Raw genomic sequence first — 20,213 nt, forward strand, 5'->3', positions numbered from 1 at the left:
GGTGGTTTCCGTGGTGCGACCGGTCGTCGCAGGCGTGGACGGTTCGGAGGAAAGCCTGAACGCCGCGGCGTGGGCGGCGCGTGAGGCGGTGGCACGCGGCACCTCGCTGCGCATCATGCACGCGCTGGAGTGGAGGACGAGCAACCTGCAGTTCTCCCCCGGCGTCTCCGCCCAGCGCGAGTGGGCACAGAACCGGATCGAAGAGGCCCGGCAGGAACTGGCCGAGACCCGTCCAGGACTTGAGGTCGAGGTGGAGGAGGTCGACGAGCTGCCGGCGAAGGCTCTGCTCGACGCGGCTCGGAAGGCGGAGCTGCTTGTGCTGGGGTCGCGGGGATTGAGCATGTTTGAGGGCTGGCTGCTGGGGTCGGTGAGCCTGGCGGTGATCGCCCATGCGGCCGTACCGGTGGTGCTGGTCCGCACCGGGTGGGAGCCGCCTGTGGCCGGGGGCGGTGGCACAGTCGTGGTGGGGATTGAGCCGGATGGTTCGTACGACCCGCTGCTGGGCTTCGCCTTTGCGGCCGCAGCTGCCAGGCAGGCCGTGCTGCGAGTCGTGCACGTACGGCGACCGGAGGCGACGATCGGCAGCAGCAGCGAGGAGGAACCCAGTGGGCGTCTTTTCGCGGTGCTGTTGGCCCCATGGCGGCGACGGTGGCCGAACGTGGAAGTGGAGGAGTGGCTGACCGACGGGCCGGCCGCCCAGCACGTGGTCGAGGCGGCCAAGGACGCTCAGCTGCTGGTCGTCGGCCGTCGTGTGCACCGGCCGGCTTTCGGCGCCCGCATCGGCCCGGTGACGCATGCGGCGGTCCACCACGCCGGGTGTCCGGTGGCGGTCGTACCGCACAGCTGACATAAACACATAGACGGGGGCATGTGGGACTTGCCACGAAGGGACCCGAGGATCATGTTGCAGCACCGCACGGTCGACGAGCTCATGACCCGCAACGTGGTGCGGGTACGTCCGGACACGCCGTTCAAGGAGATCGTCAAGGAGCTCGCCGAGAACGACGTCACTGCCGTGCCGGTCGTCGAACCGAGCGGCCGGGTGGTGGGGGTGGTCTCCGAGGCAGACCTGATGCGCAAGTCGGCCGACCAGCCCGACCCCTTCGGCCGCGTGCCCGTACCGAACCTCGAAGCCTGGGAACGGGCCAAGGCCGAGGGTGCCCGCGCCGAGGAACTGATGTCCGCTCCCCCGGTCTGTGCCCGGCCGGAGTGGAACGTGGTGGAGACCGCCCGGCTGATGACGACGCAGAACGTCAAACGCCTGCCGGTGGTCGACGAGACCGACAAGCTCGTGGGCATCATCAGCCGCGCCGACATCCTGCGGGTCTTCCTCCGCGAGGACGAGGCCATCCGCTCCGAGATCGAACACGACCTGCTGGAGCACACCGTGGGCCTGGCGCCCTCGGCCGTGAGGGTCGAGGTGTCCGAAGGACAGGTCACCCTCACCGGCAGCGTGGAGGCACGGAGCACGATTCCGCTCATCGAGCGCCTGTGCCGCTCGGTCGACGGCGTCGTCTCCGTCCACCAGCGCCTGACGTACGCCTCCGACGACACCGGAGGCGGCTTCCCCCGGGGAGCCGGAGATGCCTGACGCACCGCGCACCGTCAGCGACGTGATGACGCGGACGGTCGTGGCCGTCAGCAGTGAGGCGCCTTACAAGGAGATCGCCAAAACGCTCGCGCAGTGGAAGGTCAGCGCCATGCCCGTCCTGGCGGGCGAGGGCCGTGTCATCGGCGTCGTCTCGGAGGCGGACCTGCTGGCGAAAGAGGAGTACAAGGGTCGCGAACCGTCGCACGTCGACCGGCCCGAGCAGCTCGGCAACCTGGCCAAGGCGGGCGCACGTACCGCGGAGGACCTCATGAGCACCCCCGCGATCACCGTGCACGCCGACGCCACCGTCGCCGAAGCCGCGCGCGCAATGGCTCTCAGGGGCGTAAAACGCCTGCCCGTCGTCGACGCCGAAGGCAAGCTGGTCGGCATCGTGAGCCGGGCCGACGTCCTCAAGATCTACCTCCGCAGCGACGAGGACATCGCCGAAGAGGTCCGCGCCGAGATCGTGGCCCGCCTCTTCCCGCACCGGCGCCCGACCGTCGAAGTCCAGGTGGAGGAAGGTGTCGTCACTCTCTCGGGCCATCTGCCCGACGCGACGATGGCCCCACTCGTAGCCCGCCTGGTAAGGGCCGTGGAAGGCGTCGTCAACGTCGACCTCCACCTGGACGCCCCCACTGGCTGAGCTCCGCGCAAGGCCCCTGCTCTTCCGTTCCCGATCGGCGGTGCAGCGCTGGCATGACTGCCCGGCCTCTGATCCCCTGAGAGGCGGGGACGGCTCAGGAACCCCAGGCGTACCAGGCGTCCACGCGGAGGTCGAAAGATGCACACCGACGGGCCGGCTCGCGGCGGCCCCGGGGCGGCCTCCGGGGAACCACAGGAGGAGCACGAGGACACGGTGGCCACGCGCTGCGCCGTCCGCCGCCGGCAGCTCGGGCTGACACGCGAGGAGCTGGCACACCGCGCCGGCATGTCGCCGGCCTACCTGGACCAGCTGGAGACGTTCAGCGGCGACTTCGACCCCGGTGCGCTCATGCAGCTCGCCGCCGCCCTGGAAATGCCCTACGACGAGCTCGTCGGCGGCCCACGGGAAGCCGCACCCGGCCGGCGAGGGGCTGGCCCTCACCCCCTGCTGGCCCAGCTGCCCGAGGACGAGTGCTGGCGACGGCTCGGCACCCACGGCATCGGCAGGGTCGGCCTGTCCACCGGGGCGGCACCAGTCGTTCTGCCCGTGAACTTCCTGGTCGACGGTCACAGCATCGTCTACCGGACGGATCCGGAAGGCTCCGCGGCCCCGGGCGACGGGGATCAGCTCGCCTTCGAGGTCGACCACATCGACGAACACCTCAGCCGCGGCTGGAGCGTCCTCATCACCGGAACGGCCGAGCACATCACCGACGCCGACACGGCCGAGGACCTCGCCACCCGGCCCGGCGCCCAGCCCTGGGCCGGCGGGAAGCGCGACGTGTGGGTCCGTATCCGGCCCGGGCAGGTGACCGGGCGCACCATCCATACCGGGTGAGACGGTCAATCGCTCTTCGTGCCGGCCAGTTTCAGTGAGGTGCACTCGCCCGGAGAGACGGTGAGCGAGCGGCCCGGCAGGACGATCCTGACCGCCGACTCCTCCGAGTCCGGCACACTGACCGTCAGCTCGTCGCTCCGCACCCGTACGCCGATGCCCCAGTGCCCGCGGTAGCGCAGGGTGAAGCCGAACTCCGAGAGTTCCGGCAGCTCCACCGGGTCCAGCCACAAGGCGTCCTCCCGGGTCTCCAACCCCGTCAGGCCGCGCTGAACCAGGTCGAGCGTGCCGGCCATCGCGCCGAGGTGGATGCCCTCGGGTGTGGTGCCGCCCTGAAGGTCGGCGACGTCGCTTTCGAGCGCCTCGTGGAAGTACCGCCAGGCGTCGGCGCGGCGGGCGCGGGCCAGCACCCAGCTGTGGACGACCTCGCTGAGGGTGGAGCCGTGGCTGGTGCGCCGCAGGTAGTGGTCGACGGTGCGCTGCCACAGCTCGTCCGTGAGCCGGTAACCAAGGCGCTCGAACAGTGACGCGAGCTCCTTCGGTGAGAAGAGGTAGCCGAGCATCAGCACGTCCGCCTGCTTGGAGACCTGGTACCGGTTGACCGCGTCGCCTTCCGCTTCGAGGATGCGGTCCAGCCTGCGGATGTCGCCGTAGCGTTCCCGGTAGCGCTCCCAGTCCAGTTCGGCCAGGTCGCCGTAGCCGTCGAACTGGCTGATGACGTCCTGGTGGAACGGCACGACCAAGCGCCGGGAGACGTCCTCCCACAGCGGAAGTTCGCCGAGGTCGAGGCGGCCGCGCTCGACGAGCTGCTGCCGGCGCCGGGCCGGCAGGCTGCGCGTCAGGTCGAGGGCACGGGTGAGGACCCAGGCGGCCGTGACGTTGGTGTACGCGTTGTCGTCGATGCCGGGCCGGGCGGCGCCGGGGTAGGCGTCGTGGTACTCGTCCGGCCCGACGACTCCCCGGATGCGGTACCCGCCACTCGCGGTGTCGAGCAGGGCGCTGCTCGCCCAGAACCGGGCGATCTCCAGCAGCATGTCCGCGCCCTTGCCGTGCAGGTACTCCGTATCGCCAGTGGCCTGGCAGTACTGCCACACGTTGTACGCGACCGCGGAGCCCACATGGCGCTGGAGCCGGCTGTGGTCGGGCAGCCAGCGGCCGGAGCGCGGGTTGAGGTGCAGCAGCTGGCTCTCCTCGCGGCCGTCACTGCCGCTCTGCCACGGGTACATGGCGCCGGCCCGGCCCGCCTGCCGGGCCGCCCGCACGGCCTGCGGCAGACGGCGGTGGCGGTAGTTCAGCAGGGCCCGGGAGACCTCGGGGAAGTGCAGGTCGAGGTACGGCAGGACGAACAGCTCGTCCCAGAAGACGTGTCCCCGGTACGCCTCCCCGTGCAGCCCGCGTGCCGGCACGCCCACGTCCAGGTCGGCGGTGTGCGGGGAGAGGGTCTGCAGGACGTGAAAGAGATGCAGGCGCAGCACCCGGCCCGCCTCGCCGGGGACGTCGAGCTCCGCCTGCCCCCACAGCTGCTCCCACGCCACGGCATGCGAGCGCAGCAGCTCGGTGAAGTCCGGTGCGCAGGCGACGCGTTCCACGGCGGCACCGACGGGATCACCGATGGCGGTGTCCCGGGACGTGTGCAGGGCGACGGTCTTGGTAACGGTCACAGGCTCGTCCTCCGGCAGGACGAACACGAAGCGGTGCGCTGCCCGGTGGCCCGCTGCCGTGAGCGAGACCGACACCGGTGCCGGGCCGTCGACGTCCACACGCTGGGCCAGACCGACACCGATGCCGGACGTCCTCGTGCGGCAGCGCAGCCATACGGTCCCCGGTTCCGCCACGCCGGCGTGCACTCCGGTCAGGTGGCGGCGTTCGAGGGCCTTGTAGCGGTGCACGTTGGCGTTGACCACGTTCCCGTCCAGTCCGGCTTCCACCTCGATCCCTCCGGGCCGACCCTCAGCCGTGAAGACCGTCCGCAACGCTGCGAGGTGTGGCTCCCGCATGTGGACCAGCCGGCACTGCTCCACCCGCACCACCCGGCCGCCGCCGGCCCAGTACCGGAAGGTCCGGGTCAGCGTTCCCTGCCGGATGTCGAGTACCTGCCGGTAGTCCGTGACCTTGCAGGTGTCGGGCGTGAACCACGGGCCCGGCGAGCCGTCGTCGGACAGCAGCCGGAAGCGCATGAGCAGCCAGTTCGGCAGGTTGACGATGTCCTCGTTCTCGACCTGCCGGCCCGCGACCGACGAGACCAGCCGGTCGTAGCATCCGGCGACGTACGTTCCCGGGCAGTGGATCAGCCCGCCCCGGCTCTCGGGGGCGGCACCCCGGGTGGCGAAGTAGCCGTTGCCGAGCGTGTGGAGCGCCTCCCGCAACCGCTCCGTCGCCGGGTCGTACCCCTCGTACTCCCAGGTCCACTCCCCCATCACCGGCCTCGCTTCCGCTCTGCTCAGGGAACCGGGCGCCACGGCGGCCCGCCGTCAACGCGTCCACCGACGCGGTGGCCTGCCGTCCCCGTGACCGGGGGCCTCGTCATCAGCACGGAGATCTTCATCCCGGCCTCAGTCGTGCGGCACCACGGCGACCGGGCAGGCCGCATGGTGCACGCACGCCTGGGCCACGTTCCCCAGGCGTGGCGCCACCGGCGGGTGATGCCGACGCCTGCCGACCACCAGCAGAGCGGCGCCGTCCGCGGCCTCCGGAGCAGCGCGGGCGGCACTGCCCAGCCGCACCGTGCTGGTCACCGCAACCCGGGGATAACGATCGCGCCACGGCCGTACGGCAGCTGAGAGCCTCTCCTCGGCCTCCTTGCTGATCTCGCCCGCCACGTCGGGATCGACTCCCCACGGCGCGTACGCCTGCACCGGCAACGGACAACCGTGGAGGACCCGGAGCGACGCGTCGCGTGCCGCAGCGGCCTCGAAGGCGAATTCCAGCACGCTGTCGCACGGACCGTGCAGACTGACGCCGGCGACCACGTCGGCAGCGCCGACGGCAGGTGCCGGCTGTCCACCGGTTCCGGTCGCCCGGACCAGGACCACCGGCCGCTCGGCCCTCCCCGCGACCTGGAGGCTGATGTCGCCCAGGAAGAAGCTCGCCAGGCGGTCCAGCCCGCGGGAGCCCAGTACCACCATCGTCGATTCCTCGGCCGCCCCCAGCAGAGCGGTCTCGGGCTCTTCCGCCACCAGGTCCTCGGTCACGGAGAGGTCGTGGTGCCGCTCGTACACGGCCGTCGCAGCAGCACGCAGGATGCGCTTCGCCCAGTAATTCTGGTCCTCGCCCGGCGGTAGGCCGGTCGAGGGCTCGCCCGCCAGCAGTATCCACGCATGCAGAAGGCGCAGCCCGAGTCCTCGGCGCTCGGCCTCGTCGGACGCCCACAAAGCGGCAGCCAGACTCTCTGGGGAACCGTCGAGCCCCACCATGATCGGCGCCTGATCCATGACGGCCACCTCCGTCACTTGCCCTTTCGCGTCAGCGGGCCCGGTGCGCGACTCGCCGTCTCCAGCCTGGATCCACCCGGACGGGGCGGCCACCGGAGCTGTCGGGGCTCGGCGCGGCCTACGGGGCTCAATCCTCGATGGCCAGGACCTCACGCACGGGGCGACGCGGAGTAGCTGGGCCTTGCGGTCCGTATCCAAGGCGCAGGATCATCTGCACAGACCCCGTCCCGGTCAAAGGATCACGCAGCGGCCAGCGCAGGTCCGGCCATTCCAGGGCCTGGGTGGAGAACGACGTGGCCAGGCCCTTGAGAGTGGCGAGCAGCAGCACACGCTCCATGGCCTGGCCCGCTCGCAGCCAATGCACCGGCTGATCACCATCGGTACTCACGACGGCGAGGTGCGGGGTGCGCTCGAAGGGTGTCGTACCCCGGTCGGCCACCGGTTGCCCGCCGGAGAAGTCCCGCATCGGCGCGCGCCCACCGTGCTTGCGCGGCCCGAAGGCGTACTCCGGAACACCGTCGGTCGCCGTGTCGGCCTCGTCGGCGCCGATCCGCGTCCACCGGGCGAGGTCCTGCTCACTGCCACGGTCGGTGAGATTGCGCGCCTCGGCTTCCTCGGCGAGCTCCTCCACCCACCGCGCCTGCCAGGACTCGGGAAAGGACAGAACGGCACCCTCCCGTTGAGCTGCGTCGATCAAGGCAGTACGCACATTCTCGGGAATCGCCTCCTCGGCGAACGGGTACCGGCTGGTATGCCGTTGCCGGACCGCCGGCTCCAACAATCTCAGCCCCGTATCCTCACCGCCGTCCGAAGCTGTCGTGCGTACCGAGGCCAGCAAAGTGGCGTCCTCGGCATCGGGCAGAAGTGCGGCATCTGCGTGGAGGCCGGCCGCCGCGAGTGCGACGCGCAGGTTGAACAGGGCGGCTCCGCAGCCGATGTGCAGGGCCCTGCCGTCGGGGTCGGAGTGCGGCATGTTCCGCTCGGGGTCCGCATACAGGCGGAACGTTCCGTCTCCCCGCGAGTAGCGAAAACGCCACGGCTGCGCGTTGTGCATCGAAGGGGCGGTCACCGCCTCACCGACAAGCTCCGCCACTCGGGCGTCATCCAGGACGGGAGCTGCTGTCATGAAAATCTCCCTTCCGGCGAGTTCCGGCAGCGACGCCGACTCTCTTCCCATCCTCCCTCCTCAGGACGGTCACGGCATGGGCCGGTCAGCCCTGTTACCGGACACCGGTTTCTGCGGCCGAAGCGGCATCACCGCCGAACACTTGCCCCTTAGCGGAAGCGGCCTGGGCTTTCGAGTTTGTGCCAGGTGGCCTTGCCGCCCGAGTGACCGCTGTCGTTAGGTCTCCAGCAAGGCGCCCGCCCCCACGGGCGTCTGCCCTCAACGGCAGAGCCCCCCGCCTGCCCCGGCCCACATCGGCCCTGCCGGATCACGGTACTGCCGTCCAGGTCCACGGGCGTAAGCCCTTTCGGCCGCGCAGGCAGTCGACCCGGTGTTGTGCCTCGGCGCGGGCATGCGGGTGTTCATCGGCGATCTGGAGGGCGAAGGTGACCATGCGCAGTTCCCGGATGCCCGCCAGGACCGGATACCCGGGCCATGAGGTGACGTCCATGCCGTAGGTCGAGCAGAAGTCCTCGTATGCGGCTGCCGTGACGGTGGCGGTCGTGAGGTGCTTCACCGCGGTGGAGACGAGGTCCCATTCCGGTGGTCCGTAGCAGGTGTTCTCCAGGTCGAGGAGGTAGGCGGTGCCGTCGGCATCGACAGCGACGTTGCCGTCCCAGGCGTCGCCGTGCAGAGCGCACAGCGGCAGGCCGGCCGGGAGGCCGGCGAAGTCCGCGGCAAGCTGGCCGGCATGGTCCTGGAGCCAGCGGCGGTCATCGGTGGTGAGGAGGCCGGCCTCGGCGATGCGGCGCGTGGGCTTGGTGAAGGGTTCGAGCGGCGGCAGGGTGAGGAAGGCTGGTGGGGTGAGCTGATGCATCTGCTTCAGCAGCCGGGCAACATCGGCGGCGGTCCCCGGCCGATGAGGTGGGAGCTCGTCCCAGAACGTCACCGGTCGGCCGTCGACGAGGACGGGGCGGTCGGCGATCGCCGGACGGACGGTGCGAACGCCGTTGTCGGTGAGCCAGCGGGCCACAGCCAGTTCTCGTTCCGCGATCTCCCGGCCGTCGGGGCGACCGATGCGGGCGACGATCCCACCGGGGAGCCGCCAGATCGCGTTGCCGGCGATTCGTATCGGCTGGGCCCCTTCATCAGGGAGTCCGACCTGGCGGCAGGCGGCTCTGAGGACACCGCGGGACTGTGCGGCCACGGTGCTCACGCGTTGATCGTCTCCCTGATGCGCTCGCGGAGCTCCGTGACCTCCGGCATGGCGCGGTGTCGGTATCCGAGAGTCGCGAGTTCGCGCAGCCCGTCCGCTGCTCGCCGGGACCGCATCTGCCCGACATCCTCAAGGGCCAGCACTCCCATGGCGACGGCCTCGCGGGGATCCCCGACAGCCATGTGCAGGGCGGCCAGCTTCGTCCGGGACATCGCCCGTGACCGCACATAGGCATCGGTGTGGAGCTTCACCGCGGTGTCGAAGCGTTCCACGGCCGCCGGATGGTGGTGGCTTGCGAGTGCCAGGTCGTACAGGGCGTGGCCGGTGTCGCCTTGGTGCTGGGCTTCGTCGTAGTAGGCCATCCACGGAGGGTCGGCGGCGGGGTCGCGGCGGGCGAAGGCGTCGTCGGCTTGGCCGATGGCTTTGAGCGCGGCTTCGGTGTCGCCGAGCTTGGCGTAGGCGCGGGCCCGGGCGGTGTGGAGCATGGCGCGCTCGGTTGCGGTCAGCCGGTCGGAGCGGGCGAGGCCGAGCTCGGCGTGGGTCAAGCCGGTGTCTCCGTCGCCGAGCCAGATGGCCTGCCGGGCCCGGAAGCTGTAGATCTTCGCACGCAGGTGCCATTCCCCGGCCTCCTCGGCGCAGGCCGCGGCGAAGGCGAACACACGGCGAGCGTCGTCGTGGGCGTACGCATCGAAGTCGGTGGCGCCGACAACCATGCCGAGCCGCGCGGCGGCGGCGAACAGCTGCGGCCGGATCTTCTCCGGGCAGCGGCACTCGAGGAGGGCAGAGGCCCACTTCAGCTGTGCCGTGGCCACCTGGCGGACGATGCCGCCCCCGCCATAGGCGTTGTCCCAGCCGGAGACCACGTTCGCGGCGTCCTGGATCTGCTCGATGTCCTGGAGGCGTACGACGGCCGGCAGCTGCGCGGGCTCGGTGGGGGCGAGCAGGTGGGAGAAGGGAGAGGCCGCTATCGCGGTCGCACCCCCGGCGGTGAGGAAGGAACGGCGTCGCACGTCACTCCAGTTGTCACTCAGCGTGTCATCGTCGAGAGACAGCATGACCGCCTCGGGAACACTCATCGGAGTCTGTCCCGTCCTCGGTCTTGTACGCATCACGCCGACCGTTGTCCGCTTCGGCTTGCACGTAGGGGCACATCCACTCCAGGATTCCGCCCGTGTCGAGCGCGGCGTCGAGAAGGCGCGCCAGCGGCACCCGGCATATCCGCTCACCCTTTTCGATCTTGCCGATCTGATTGCCGCTGACGTGGACCAGGGCACCGAGCTGCGTCTGCGACAGACCCCGGACCATGCGCCAGTGGCGGAGATGGGCACCGAACCGTTCTCTGACCGAACCGGTCGGGTTCAGTGGCTTTGGCGGCTGCGGCATCGCGTCTCCTCCATCGTCCACGCCGTTGATGCGTACACCCGGGGACCGTACGCATCCGCTGCTTTCACAGCCGTGGCGGCGAAGTGCAGTATCCGTGCCCAGGCGCATGACCCAACGACCATGATTCTCCCCGGTTTTGGGCAACGCGTTCCATCCCCCGTACACAACGCGCAGAACGCTCAGGCTGGAGCCTCCCCATGCCCGTTTTTCCTGGCACGGCCATGTCCGGACCCGCCGCCCACCCGGACCAGAAGCTCGAGAGCCCCGCCGAATCCCCCGTCGGGGCCCGCTACCGGAAAGCCCACGGCGATGCGACGACCTGGCCCGCCCACGACTTCGAGGTCTACTACGACCTCGCCCGCGCGGTCCCGTTCCCCGATCTCGGCCCCGGGCAGATCCGGTGAGCGGGCTCGTTGTCGCAGTCCTACGCGGCCATCTCGTGTCGCATCCGGTCCAGCGCCTCGCCCGCGGCGGCCCGGATGTCCGGCAGCCGCCGGCCGGCGGCACGCATCATGCGCTGCAGCTGGTGCGGCAGCCGCTGCACCACCGCTTCGCTCACCGCCACGTCCAGGGCCTCGGCCGCCCCCGCCCGGTCCCCGCCAATGAGACGGACCTGGGCGACGGTGACCAGCTCGATCACCCGCCACTGCGGCGCCACCCTGGTCGTGAGCGCCGGCCGTTCCTCGACGAGCCGTATCGCCGCCGGTGCGCGGCCCGTGGCCAGGAGTCCGCGCAGGCGGATCTCGTGGAGCGAGTAGGGGTTGAACAGCGAGGTGTGCGCGGCCCGGTCGAGAAGGCTGTCGGTCTCGCGCATCACCGTGTCGAACAGCTCCTGGTCGCCGAGGGCGCCGGCGGCGCGGGCCAGGAGCGGCAGGACGGCGGCGCGGTCGTCGGTGGTGGGCGCGATGGCGGCGGCGTGGCGCAGGCGTTCGACAGCGGCGCCGGTGAGGCGGGCCTTGCGCAGTTCGTTGCCGTGCATGCGCAGGATGCCGGAGAGCAGGGCGGGGTCGTCGCCGAGGTGGCGGGCCGCTTCCAGGCTGCGGGCGGTCCAGCGAGCCGCGGTGGCCAGGCGCTCCTCGGGGAGCACGTTGCCGAGGGCGACGCCGAGGCCGACACGGGCACGGGCGAGGAGCCGTACGACGTCACGTTCGCTGTGCCCGTCTTCGACGCGGGCTTCCAGGCGGGCGACGAGCGGCCAGAGCTCGGCGACGGCTTCGGAGGCGTGGCCGGACTGGCGGGCGATCTCGGCGAGCCGGACGGTCGACTCCCCGAACTGCACCATGGCCCGGTGGTCGGTGTCGGCGGCGTCGGTCACGCCGAGGACGTGCGGCGGCAGGCCGAGTCGTTCCGCGACGCGCCGGCGGGAGCCGACGTCGTCCAGCGAGCGTTTGCCGAGCTCAAGGGCCGAGACGTACGTCTTGTCGTACCCCAGGGCATCGCCGAGCTCGCTCTGGTTGAGCCGGTGCACGGCCCGGTGGAACCGCAGGATCGTGCCGAGTTCGCGGCTGGCGAGGACGGCCTCGGCCTGCGGGGTCGCCCAGTGCCAGACCACATGGCGGGCGGCGGGGCGGGGCGTCGGCGGCATCACGTCGCTCTTCCCGGCGGCCGGTCAGCGTTGCCGCTGTCCGTACCAGGTGGCGATGGCGCGCTTGTAGCCGTCGGGCATGTTCAGCCCTGGAAGCTCGTCGGCTGCGAAGAGGCCGATCTCCTTGTGCTCGTGGCTGACGACCGGCTCCTCGTACGGGGTGAGCACCGTGCACCCGTACGTCACGATCAGCACGCGCCGGCCGGGGATCGGCTCGTAGATCCACACGCCGCCGTCGATGAGCGGCCCGGCCTTCACCTCCCAGCCGGTCTCCTCCAGCAGCTCCCGCTCGACCGTCGTCTCCGGACTGTCGTCGTCGTACTCGAGGCGACCGCCGGGCAGCTCCCACTCCGCGCGTTCGTTCTTGAGCAGCAGCACGCGCTGGTGGATGTCCAGGGCGACGGCCTTGACGGAGACGGGCCAGGTCGGGGGCGTGTAGGTCATCGCTGTCCTTCGTGCGTCGCCGGTCCTTGGGGCGTGCGGAACATAGCACGCAACCGGCAACTCTCTGCTCATGTAGGCGAATTGTCCGAGTCGACAATCCGTCGCTGTACCGCGCCGCCGGTCCGAGTCGACCCTGGCCGCACCGTCCCCGAGGAGAGGAGCGCACTGATGCGCGAGGCGAAGCCGTACACGGCCCACTACGTCGACATTCAGTCGTCGCGGGCCGAAGAGATGGTCCACGAGCGGTTACGCGACACCGGGATGATCACACTCAGCGGCTTCACCTCCCGCACCATCGTCCGCGAGTTCACCTCCCGGATCATGAACATCACCCCTCACCGCGACAGCGACCCCGACGGGCTCACCACCCTCCGCGACACCCGACGCCACACGCACCTTGCCGGATACGGGGGTTTCGGCAACGGCGAACTCGCCCCGCACACCGAGCGCTCCGGTGTCCCTGAGCCGCCCCGTCTCATGCTGCTGGTCTGCGGAACCCCCGCCTACGACGGCGGCGACTGCCTGCTCACCGACGGCCGCGCGGTCTACACCGACATCGCGGCACGCCGCCGCGAGGCCATCGTCGCGCTGAGCAAGGAGCGCACGGCGTTCTTCGGCGGCGGAGACGGCCACGCGACGCAGGTGTTCACCGAGCATCCCGACGGCCGTGTATCCGTACGGCTCAGGCTCGACGGCCTCGCCCGCTTCAGCCCCACCGTGCAGAGCTACCTGCCGGATCTCCGAAGCGCGCTCACCACCTACCAGGTCCGGCTCCCGCTGGACGCCGGTCAGGGCTACCTGATCGACAACCAGCGCTGGCTCCACGCCCGCGAATCCTTCACCGGCAACCGCCTGTGCTGGCGCGTCCTCGGCGAACCCCGTTTCCCCCTCCTCCGCGGCTTCGCGCCCGCCTCGCGATCCGCCGCGAGGCCGGCAGCATCCGGGCGGGTGGTCGTGTCGTGAGAACTCTCAAGACGGTTGCTGGTCGCCGACCGCGCGCTACTCGCCGGGGCGCTCCCCAGTCCAGGCAGGTCGACTACCCCATCGATGTCGACGACATCATGAGCACGGTCCGCGTCACCCTCGGCAGGCTGCCGCTGGCCGCCACAGTCGATCACCTGCTGCTGCGTCTGCGCGGCCACATCCAGCTGCTCCTGCCCGAGATCGAGGCAAAGGACTGGGCCCGGTACGGCCAGGACGACCAGATCCGCTTCATGGCCGCATCCGTGCGAAACAGGCTGAACAACGAACCGAAGACCGGGCCCGCGGTCGTGCGCTGCGTGTACGCCCAAGAGGTCGCCCACATCTGTCGCGATCTCCTCGCTCTCGCGCTCGCCGAGCCGGGCTTCGAGCAGCCCTACCCGGCAGCCGCGTCATGAGGGGCCGCGCACAGCCTCGACGCCGACTCGTCTGGTACGACCCCGTCGGCACCGTGTGCAAGTGGACGTACGGGGTCGGCGTCGTCGCCACGCTGGGGCTGCTCGGACAGCTCGAACACCACCACAACGCCGTCCCGAGCACACCGCCGGCCAGCGTGCCCGATCTACCGCCCGAGGAGTGATCGCCCACGCATCGCTTCGCTGACATCCGAAGACTCGGCACGCCCTTTCGAACCACGGCACTTCCACCCCGACTCGAGGGAGAAGAACATGGCCTCGGCACCTCGCCCCGCGATACAGAGTCGTCACACCGATCCGGCGCGCCGCGGCGGCCAGCGCTCGCTGCTCCTCGACCTCGATGGAGTCCTGCTCGACACACGACCGGTGATGCAGAAGGCGTGGCGCGCGGTCCAGCAGCGCCACCGCATCGATGTGCCGTTCGAACAGTACGAGCAGCACTTGGGCCGCCCGTTCAACGACATCATGAAGCGCCTGGCCGTGACCGACGCCGGGGCGGTGCATCGGACGTACTCGGAAGCGTCGAAGGCCGTCGCCCATCTGGCTCGGCCGTTCGAGGGCGTGGAGGAAGTGCTCCATGCCCTCGTCGCTCGCGGGTGGCTGCTCGGTGTCGTCACGTCCAAGCCGCTGGATCGTGCGGCCCCGCTGCTGGCGCAGCTCGGGTGCCCATTCGGCTCGGTTCGCGCAGCCGGCGGTCCTGGCCGCAGCAAGCCGGCCCCCGATCCTCTGCTGCTCGCGCTCGTCGATCTCTGTGCTGATCCGGCGCAAGCCACTTTCGTGGGCGACATGGCGGTCGACCATGAAGCGGCGCGCCGGGCTGGAGTCGCCTACGTCCACGCGGAATGGGGCTATGGATCTCCCGGTGCTCCGGTCCCTCCGATCGCGCGCGCTCCGGAAGATCTCCTGCACTTCCTCGGTGAGGGCCGGCACTCCGGGCCCTTCCTCGAAGGGAGTCTGCTGTGAGCCCGGTCGCCGTAGGCCCGCTCTTGCTCGCCCGGGTGGGGGCGGACGGGGCGTGCTGGTGGGCGCTCGTCACGGAAGACGCCCTGCCGGCCCAGCGGACGGCGGCGTGGATCGCCACGACGGATCTCGAGGATGCGCCCATCGATCGGCAGGAGTTGGACTCCCACGTCCAGGCCGTGATGGCCGAGCTGGAGGCGCACAGCGGCCAGCGGGCTTTGACCCCCGGTGGGGCCTCATGGCTCCACGTGCAGCACGTTCCGGTGCGTCGACTCGTCGGTCGCCTTGTGCGCAAGCTGCTTGCCCTGAGCGCGTGGGAGCCGTTCGCACAAAACCCCGGCTGCATCATCCCCGCCGCGGGCGAAGCATTGATCGGGAGGCGTGAGACAAGCTCCCGCGAGTACCGCCTCTACACCGTCAGCTGGTCCGGTATCGCCTACCTCCTGGGCGCGCCGGTTGCCAACGATCCGATGCGGTCGGCTCAGCTCGGGCAGCTCACGGTCTCCCCCGCGCAGGCTTCGCCCGTACCCAGCTCCATACTGTCGGCGCTGCCGCAGTCCACAGTCGTAGCGTTGTCGTGGTCATCCCGTCACGCCGAGACCATCCTGCCGGTGCTGGAGGAACTGGCCCGCGACGGCCACCCCAGTGTCCTGGTCGATCTGGCCACGAACTCCGCGGACCGATACCCGGAGCCGACGACCCCGTCCATCCACCTGTGCCCGGCGCCAGCCGACCTCCTCTCCCCCGCCGGTACGGTCTCCGGCCCCGCCTCCACCGACGAGGACCCTGGCGACGACGACAAGATAATCCGCGTCCGCGGGCTGGCCGTGCGGCTGGACCGGCTGGAGCGCCTTGCTGCCTACGTCGTCGAGACGAGCGGCGGCAGCACCCAACCGTCCTGGCGCGCGGTGCTCCGCGCCGAGACCTGGCTGGACGGCGTGTTCGCGTCCACTCGGCCGCACACCGTCCTGCTCTGCAACGACACCAGCCCGCTGGGCGCGCTCGCGGTTCATGCGGCCGAACGGCACGGCATCACGACGGTCTACGTCCAGCACGGAGCCTGGACCCCGCAGTCGGTGGCGTGGCCGGCCCTGCACAGCCGTCACATCGTCGTCATGGGCGAACGGGACGTCGCGACCGCGAGGGCCTGGGCACGGCACCCGGACGCCGAGGTCCACGCCCTGGGGCAGCCGCGGTTCGATGCCCTCGCCGGCCTCGATCAAGAGCGGCAGCGCCGCTACCTCGACGACCTTCTGTCCGCCCGCGCGGGCCGCCGGCCGGAGAAGATCGCGGTGTGGGCCTGCCAACCCTTCGGCCCCGACCTTCTCCGCGCCCAGGGGGACCTCGTCCTGGAGGGCATGGGGAAGGCCGAGGGGGATTGGGGCCTGGTCATCGCGCCCCACCCTGCGCAGAGCGCCGGCTCCTTCGACCTCTTCCTCGAAAGGGCAAGCAGGCCGCCGGTGGCGGCCGCCGATCCGGGGATCGGCGCCCGCGGGTGCCTTGCCGGCGCCGACGCGGTCCTGAGTGCCTACTCCACCTGCGGCATCGAGGCCGTGCTGCTGGATGTGCCGGTTCTCGAACTTGCTCATCCCGGTGGGCGGACGTTGGGCCTGGCCGACCATGGCCTCGCCCAGCGCTGCAGTTCGGCGGACGACATCGCCAACGCGCTGAGCGCGCCCTCCCAGCCGCAGGGATCACGCAGGGCCACCGACGTGGTGTGCCACTGGCGCGGCACCAGCGCCAGCGACATCGCCCGCCTCGTCGTCGACCGGTCCCGGACCGGCCCGGCGTAGCCACGTTCACCACCATGCCGGGGCACTGGCCCTGGCGAATCGCAAGGTGAGGAGACGCAACCATGACGCATCTGACCGCCGACAGCATTGCCGAACTCTTTGTCGGAGCCGTGGCAATGGCCAAGAACGGGGACAAAGCCAGCCCTCGCGGCATGGCGACCCGCGAGGTCCTCAACGTCGCCATGCGGCTGACCCAGCCCAGGGCACGGCTGCTGTGCGCTCCGCCGGCCCGGATCATCAACCCGGCATTCGCCGTGGCCGAGACGGTCTGGTACCTGTCCGGCACCGACGCCCCGTGGATCCACGAGTTCAACGGACGGCTGCGCCACTACGCCGACGACGGCATTCTCCAGGGCGCGTATGGGCCCCGGATGCGGAACTGGGCCGGGAGGACCGACCAGCTCCAGAGGGTCGTCGAGATCCTCAAGGACGACCCCGATTCCCGCCGGGCCCTGATCCAGCTCTACGATCCGGCACGGGACGCCGCCGGGCACAAGGACGTCCCGTGCACCCTCGGCTTCCGCTTCCACCTGCGCGCCGGCCGCCTGCACATGACGACGAGCATGCGCGGCCAGGACGTGTGGATCGGCATGCCGTACGACCTGTTCTTCTACACCACGCTGCACGAGCTGGTCGCCGGATGGCTGGACGCCGAGCTCGGGGAGTACCACCACCAGGTCGGCTCCTTGCACATCTACGAACGTGACCTCGAGCAGGCCGACGGCCTGGCCGACGTCAACGCGAGCCAGGTCATGCCCGCCTTGGCCACCCCATGGGAGGGCTTCGACAAACTGCTCGACCGCGTCGAAACCGGAGGCGAGACCGGGCATCCCACCTGGGACTCCATGGCCGCGACGATGCGCAGCTACCGCCTGTGGAAGCGCGGGGCGCACCCGGAGGCACAACGCATCGCCACGACCGTCGACGGACCGCTCGGCGAGGCGCTGATCCACTGGTACGGCGAGCTGAACCGCCGCGCCAGCGCTTCCGTCCCATCCGCAGCGAAAGGGTGAGACGTGGTGGATCAGGTACCCGCCGTCGTCCTCGGCCTGTGTTCCTTCACGCACGACTCGGCCGCAGCCCTCCTGGTGAACGGCGAGCTGGTCGGCTTCGTCGAAGAGGAACGTCTCTCCGGCAAGAAGCACACGCGGGAATACCCGCACCACGCCATCGCCTGGCTCCTCGGCCGAGCCGGCCTCGCGCCGACCGACGTGGACGCCGTCGCGTACAACTTCCAGCCCGCCCGCTACCTGGCCGAGGTCCCCGCCACGGCGCGGCTGCTGCTGTCGAGCGCAACCCGCTCGCGAGTCCTGCCGCGCGCCACCGGGTTCGCCAAGGTCGCCGTACGCACGCAGCGCCGCCTCCAATATCTGCGACGGCAATTTCCCCGCGCCCGGGTCGTCCCCGTACTGCATCATCGCGCCCACCAGCTGATCGCCTTTGCGGCCTCGGGATGGGACGAGGCGGCCGTCCTCGTCGTGGACAGCCTCGGAGAACGGCAGACCACCACCGTCGCACACGGCCACCATGCCGAACGCCCGTGCATCCGCTCCCTGGAGAAGATCTACGACCCGGCCTCCCTCGGCTACGTGTACGGGGCCGTCACCGAACATCTCGGCTGGCGACGCGGCGACGAGGAGGGCACCGTGATGGCGCTCGCGGCCCTCGGCGACGCCGCCCGGTTCCGACCCGTCTTCGCCCGCGCGCTCCGCACCACCGCCACCGGCTTCGTCGTGGACCCGGCCTACTTCCCCCCACGGGTCCTCCACTCCGGCTACCCCCGGATCTCACCCCTCTTCACCACCGACACCTGCCCACCGCGAAACCCAGGAGAACAGCGTCAGCAGGTCCACCAGGACCTCGCCGCAGCGCTCCAGGAACGCACCGAGCAGGTCATGCTCCACCTGGCCCGCCGCGCCCACCGGGTCACCGGGTCGCGGAGGCTGTGCGTGGGCGGAGGCGTGGCCACGAACTGCGTCAGCATCGGGCGGATCATCGAGGAAGGGATCTTCGATGAGGTCTTCGTCCCGCCCGCGCCGGGCGACGCCGGCACGGCGATCGGCGCCGCGATCGCCGTGCACGCGGACACCGGCAGTCGGCAGCCTCTCGAAGGGGTCGCTCGCGCCTGCTACCTCGGGCCGTCCTACCCTCAGCCCCGTCCGGACCTCACCCGGTGGCCGGGCCTGAAGCAGAAGCCCCTGGGCACAGAAGCCGCGGAATTCCTCGCCGACCAGCTGGCCCACGGGATGATCGTCGGTCTGTTCCAGGGACGCGTCGAGGCCGGCCCCCGTGCCTTGGGAAACCGGTCGATCCTCGCCTCCCCTCTGGAGGACGGCGTCGTGGAACGGCTCAACGCCACGGTGAAGTTCCGAGAGCCGTTCCGCCCGTTCGCCCCCATCACCCTCGCCGAGAGGGCCGGGGAGTTCTTCACCCTCGGCCAGGACGCCCCGTACATGTCGATGGCGTCCCAGGTCACTGCCAAGGCCCGCGAGCGGATCCCCGCCGTCGTCCACGCCAATGGAACGTCCCGGCTCCAGACCGTCACCGCGCAGCAGAACCTCTTCATGCACGACGTTCTCCAGGCGTTCGGGCGCCGCACCGGCGTCCCCGTGTTGATCAACACGTCGCTCAACGTCAAGGGCAAGCCCATCTGCGGAACTCCGGAGATGGCACTCGACTGCCTCGCGACTTCCGGGCTGGACGCGCTGCTCCTGGAAGGCCGGTGGATCACCAAATGAAGATCGGATACAGCTTCTGGGGCTTCCTCGGCAACGGAATCACCGACACCCCCGACGGAGGCCGCAGCCACCGCCGTCCCCTGGTCGACGCCCTCCTCGCGCGCGGCCACGACATCGCCTTCCTGCAAGCCGACCGCGACCGGCTCGAAGCCGGCGACACTGTCGACAGCCGTTACGCCTTCGACACCGGGTTCCCCGACATCGACGTCCTGTTCCTCGAGTGGCGTTGGCCCATCGAAGGGCGCAACACCACGGTCTGCGGCGCCCCGGGCCACACCTGTGATCTGCACCGCCAGTCCGAGCTGCTGCTGCACTACACCACGCACCGTCGCGTGCCCACGGTGATCTGGGACAAGGACCGCCAGCTGCGACCGGACAGCATCTGGCGACGCTGCTCCACGGTCGCGGTGTGCGAGGCCGCCCTGGAGCCCACCCCGGGCGCCCGCACGCTCCTGTTCCCCGTCGACGAGGGGTTGCTCGCCCAGGCCGATCCGAACACTCTGGCGATGAAGCCCCGCGAGGTGCCGCTGGCCTACGTGGGCAACCAGTACGACCGCGACGAAGCCTTCGACCGCTTCTTCGCCCCGGCCGCCTCCTGCTTCGAGCACCGGGTCGGCGGCAAGTGGACCCAGACCGGTCGCTGGCCGCGCGTCACCTTTCTCGGACGGGTCCCTTTCACGGAAGTCGCCAACCTGTACGGTGACGCGCTGACCACCGTCCTGCTGCTGCCCGAGCGGTACGCCGCGACGGGCCAGATGACGCAGCGGATCTTCGAGGCCGTGCTGGCCGGCTGCCTGCCGCTGGCCCCGTCCGGCATCCGGCAGGTCGAGCGGTTCGTACCCGACGAGCTGGTGGTCCGGTCGGGCGGCCACGTGGTCCGCAAGATCACTGACCTGAAGAAGATCGCCGGCACCCGCCGACACGCGGAACTGATCTCCGCCTGCCTCGCCCGCCTTGAGCTCTTCGGTCTGAGCCGCCAGGTGGACGCGCTGGAAGCCGTCCTCGACTCGGTCACCAGCACCCCGGCGGGTGCCTGCCGAGGAGCGGCCCGATGAATCACCGCGCTCGGAAAGCCCGTCCCGGATCACCCGGA

21 protein-coding genes are annotated in these 20,213 nt (G+C 70.5%); 13 read left to right on the plus strand and 8 right to left on the minus strand.

From position 1 onward, the window contains the following. The first annotated feature begins 10 nt into the window (after nucleotides 1-10). From ACIG36_RS08135 to ACIG36_RS08150, 4 genes are all read left to right on the plus strand, one after another. Nucleotides 11-847, plus strand: a complete 837-nt coding sequence (locus tag ACIG36_RS08135; protein ID WP_399923809.1) for a universal stress protein — start codon at nucleotides 11-13, stop codon at nucleotides 845-847. 57 nt (nucleotides 848-904) lie between these two features. Then, a complete protein-coding gene (locus ACIG36_RS08140) occupies nucleotides 905-1,591 on the plus strand; it encodes a CBS domain-containing protein (protein ID WP_399924033.1) in 687 nt (228 codons plus the stop codon). Further along, nucleotides 1,584-2,234: a CBS domain-containing protein gene (locus ACIG36_RS08145; RefSeq protein ID WP_399923812.1), complete on the plus strand. Its 651-nt coding sequence runs from the start codon at nucleotides 1,584-1,586 to the stop codon at nucleotides 2,232-2,234. The genes ACIG36_RS08140 and ACIG36_RS08145 overlap by 8 nt, the downstream gene beginning before the upstream one ends. 138 nt (nucleotides 2,235-2,372) lie before the next feature. After that, nucleotides 2,373-3,071: a helix-turn-helix domain-containing protein gene (locus tag ACIG36_RS08150; RefSeq protein WP_399923815.1), complete on the plus strand. Its 699-nt coding sequence runs from the start codon at nucleotides 2,373-2,375 to the stop codon at nucleotides 3,069-3,071. Between the two features lie 5 nt (nucleotides 3,072-3,076). On the opposite strand, the gene ACIG36_RS08155 is transcribed toward ACIG36_RS08150, so the two are convergent. From ACIG36_RS08155 to ACIG36_RS08180, 6 genes are all read right to left on the minus strand, one after another. Next, nucleotides 3,077-5,485, minus strand: coding sequence for a glycoside hydrolase family 65 protein (locus tag ACIG36_RS08155; protein ID WP_399923818.1), 2,409 nt, complete (start codon nucleotides 5,483-5,485; stop codon nucleotides 3,077-3,079). 135 nt (nucleotides 5,486-5,620) lie between these two features. Continuing rightward, nucleotides 5,621-6,499 (minus strand): universal stress protein, encoded by an 879-nt coding sequence (locus ACIG36_RS08160; RefSeq protein WP_399923821.1) that lies wholly within the window; start codon nucleotides 6,497-6,499, stop codon nucleotides 5,621-5,623. A gap of 127 nt (nucleotides 6,500-6,626) precedes the next feature. Further along, entirely contained in the window at nucleotides 6,627-7,625 is a 999-nt protein-coding gene (locus tag ACIG36_RS08165) for an Acg family FMN-binding oxidoreductase (RefSeq protein WP_399923824.1), read from the minus strand. A gap of 307 nt (nucleotides 7,626-7,932) precedes the next feature. Continuing rightward, nucleotides 7,933-8,820: a phosphotransferase enzyme family protein gene (locus ACIG36_RS08170; RefSeq protein ID WP_399923827.1), complete on the minus strand. Its 888-nt coding sequence runs from the start codon at nucleotides 8,818-8,820 to the stop codon at nucleotides 7,933-7,935. Next, entirely contained in the window at nucleotides 8,817-9,830 is a 1,014-nt protein-coding gene (locus ACIG36_RS08175; RefSeq protein WP_399923830.1) for a hypothetical protein, read from the minus strand. The genes ACIG36_RS08170 and ACIG36_RS08175 overlap by 4 nt, the downstream gene beginning before the upstream one ends. A 25-nt stretch (nucleotides 9,831-9,855) precedes the next feature. Next, nucleotides 9,856-10,203: a helix-turn-helix domain-containing protein gene (locus ACIG36_RS08180; RefSeq protein WP_399923833.1), complete on the minus strand. Its 348-nt coding sequence runs from the start codon at nucleotides 10,201-10,203 to the stop codon at nucleotides 9,856-9,858. A 197-nt stretch (nucleotides 10,204-10,400) separates the two neighbouring features. On the opposite strand from ACIG36_RS08180, the gene ACIG36_RS08185 reads away from it, so the two are divergent. Next, nucleotides 10,401-10,607 (plus strand): hypothetical protein, encoded by a 207-nt coding sequence (locus tag ACIG36_RS08185; protein ID WP_399923836.1) that lies wholly within the window; start codon nucleotides 10,401-10,403, stop codon nucleotides 10,605-10,607. Nucleotides 10,608-10,627: 20 nt separating this feature from the next. Here ACIG36_RS08185 and ACIG36_RS08190 read toward each other — a convergent pair whose 3' ends face one another. Together ACIG36_RS08190 and ACIG36_RS08195 are read right to left on the minus strand one after the other, a co-directional pair. After that, complete coding sequence (locus ACIG36_RS08190; protein WP_399923839.1) at nucleotides 10,628-11,788, minus strand: helix-turn-helix domain-containing protein; 1,161 nt, start codon at nucleotides 11,786-11,788, stop codon at nucleotides 10,628-10,630. Nucleotides 11,789-11,812: 24 nt separating this feature from the next. After that, entirely contained in the window at nucleotides 11,813-12,232 is a 420-nt protein-coding gene (locus ACIG36_RS08195; protein WP_399923842.1) for an NUDIX domain-containing protein, read from the minus strand. A 168-nt stretch (nucleotides 12,233-12,400) separates the two neighbouring features. Between ACIG36_RS08195 and ACIG36_RS08200 the strand changes: the two genes are divergently transcribed. From ACIG36_RS08200 to ACIG36_RS08235, 8 genes are all read left to right on the plus strand, one after another. Beyond that, on the plus strand, nucleotides 12,401-13,195 hold the full coding sequence (locus ACIG36_RS08200) for a TauD/TfdA family dioxygenase (RefSeq protein WP_399923845.1): 795 nt from the start codon (nucleotides 12,401-12,403) through the stop codon (nucleotides 13,193-13,195). A gap of 98 nt (nucleotides 13,196-13,293) precedes the next feature. Further along, nucleotides 13,294-13,611, plus strand: coding sequence for a DUF6415 family natural product biosynthesis protein (locus ACIG36_RS08205; RefSeq protein ID WP_399923847.1), 318 nt, complete (start codon nucleotides 13,294-13,296; stop codon nucleotides 13,609-13,611). Further along, a complete protein-coding gene (locus ACIG36_RS08210) occupies nucleotides 13,608-13,793 on the plus strand; it encodes a hypothetical protein (RefSeq protein WP_399923850.1) in 186 nt (61 codons plus the stop codon). Before ACIG36_RS08205 ends, ACIG36_RS08210 begins: the two co-directional genes overlap by 4 nt. An 88-nt stretch (nucleotides 13,794-13,881) precedes the next feature. After that, nucleotides 13,882-14,592, plus strand: coding sequence for an HAD family hydrolase (locus tag ACIG36_RS08215; RefSeq protein ID WP_399923853.1), 711 nt, complete (start codon nucleotides 13,882-13,884; stop codon nucleotides 14,590-14,592). Then, entirely contained in the window at nucleotides 14,589-16,382 is a 1,794-nt protein-coding gene (locus tag ACIG36_RS08220; protein ID WP_399923856.1) for a hypothetical protein, read from the plus strand. Before ACIG36_RS08215 ends, ACIG36_RS08220 begins: the two co-directional genes overlap by 4 nt. 62 nt (nucleotides 16,383-16,444) lie before the next feature. Continuing rightward, nucleotides 16,445-17,395 carry a thymidylate synthase gene (locus tag ACIG36_RS08225; RefSeq protein WP_399923859.1) on the plus strand — a complete coding sequence of 317 codons (951 nt, stop codon included), beginning with the start codon at nucleotides 16,445-16,447 and terminating at the stop codon, nucleotides 17,393-17,395. A 6-nt stretch (nucleotides 17,396-17,401) separates the two neighbouring features. Continuing rightward, nucleotides 17,402-19,120, plus strand: coding sequence for a carbamoyltransferase (locus tag ACIG36_RS08230; RefSeq protein ID WP_399924036.1), 1,719 nt, complete (start codon nucleotides 17,402-17,404; stop codon nucleotides 19,118-19,120). After that, a complete protein-coding gene (locus tag ACIG36_RS08235; RefSeq protein WP_399923862.1) occupies nucleotides 19,117-20,175 on the plus strand; it encodes a hypothetical protein in 1,059 nt (352 codons plus the stop codon). Before ACIG36_RS08230 ends, ACIG36_RS08235 begins: the two co-directional genes overlap by 4 nt. The last annotated feature ends 38 nt before the right edge of the window (nucleotides 20,176-20,213 follow it).

Origin of the sequence: Streptomyces sp. NPDC053048 (genome assembly GCF_044547045.1) — a bacterium.
Classification (GTDB): Bacteria; Actinomycetota; Actinomycetes; order Streptomycetales; family Streptomycetaceae; genus Streptomyces.